Raw genomic sequence first — 1,443 nt, forward strand, 5'->3', positions numbered from 1 at the left:
CAATGAATTTATTTTTTTTAGATCATATTTTTGAGTTATTATGGTAGAATAAAACAAAGGAAGGTTTTTTTACCCTGCCAGAGCCAATTTTCTAAGATTATGCGCAATAGCAATCAAGCCGGTTTCTATTTCGACTTTATTTTGTCCTCTGAGAAAAAATCTTTTAAATCCTTTGTTATGTTTGATTTGAGCAAACACAGGTTCTACATCGTGACACCTTTGTTTTCTAAGCATTATGCCCCGTTTTGTATTGAGAAGCTTATGAACCTTATGCCGGAGCTTTGAAAGTTTTGGGTTAGAGGGCGAAGATGTTATAATTTTGGTTTTCTGATCTTTATCAAAATAATTATACTTGATATAGGCTTTGACTTTTCTCTTTTGGAGAAAAATATAGTTCTCTTCTGAGCCATATCCTGCATCAGCCACTATTTCGTTGGGAGGTTTATGATAAAGGTGTTCAAAATTCTTAATATGAGCAAGAAGGGTTTTAGTGTCACCAGGATTAGGATGCAGAGTATAATTAATGATAAACTGATTCTCGGTACTCAACTGAAGATTGTAAGCCGCTTTGAGCTGCCCATTACGCATATGATCCTCTTTCATGCGCATAAAAGTAGCATCAGGGTCTGTTTTTGAATAGCTGTTCCTATTCCCAAGAATAGCCTCTTGGTTCTCATATTTTTCAAGATTTTCAGGCCAGTTCTTTTTTGCGTAATTAATCTTCTGACGAACTTTAGAGCAAATTTTCTTCTTTTTTAAAGTAGAATCTATCGTTTCTATAACAGATTTTATTTTTTCTTTGTCCATAGACTTAAAGGTTACCTCCGAAGTATCTTTCATTTCTTCCCTGGCTATTTCCTGAGTGTAGTTCCACAAATCCTCAAGTTGGGACTCTATACGTTCTTTATTCTTTTTGATAGCCTTTCCCCATACAAATGTGTAACGATTGGCATTGGCTTCTATTTTAGTCCCATCTGTAAAGATGGTTTGCAGGCTTACCAGACCTTCTTTCTCCAGATATAATACAATTTGTGCGAAGATCTCTTTGAGTTCTCCTTTTAACCTCTCACTTCTGAAACGGTTCAAAGTATTATGATCGGGACGGTTCATGGCGCTTAGCCACATAAAATGAACATTCTCTTTGAGTGCCTGCTCCAGCTTTCTACTCGAATAAATATTACACAAATAGCCATAAACCAATACTTTCAAAAGCATTTTGGGATGATACGCCGATGTGCCGCCGGGTTTATAATTACGGAGTAAATTAGTGATGTCCAGACCATCTATAACAGCTGAAACAGTTCGTACAGGATGATTATTTTCTATCAGCTCCGACAAATCAGGAGGAAAAAGAAAATTTTGCTTGGGATTATAATCTTTAAAGACTACCTTTGATTTACTTAACACACAGCAAATTAATCAATTTGCAACTATTAGGAAAGC

1 protein-coding gene is annotated in these 1,443 nt (G+C 35.7%); it reads right to left on the minus strand.

Annotated elements, in window-relative coordinates:
- Positions 1–69 precede the first annotated feature (69 nt).
- Entirely contained in the window at positions 70–1,407 is a 1,338-nt protein-coding gene (locus tag AC5YGI_RS21990) for an IS1182 family transposase (protein ID WP_330743286.1), read from the minus strand.
- Positions 1,408–1,443: the final 36 nt, after the last annotated feature.

The organism is Chryseobacterium sp. CS3K3.1 (assembly GCF_059515165.1).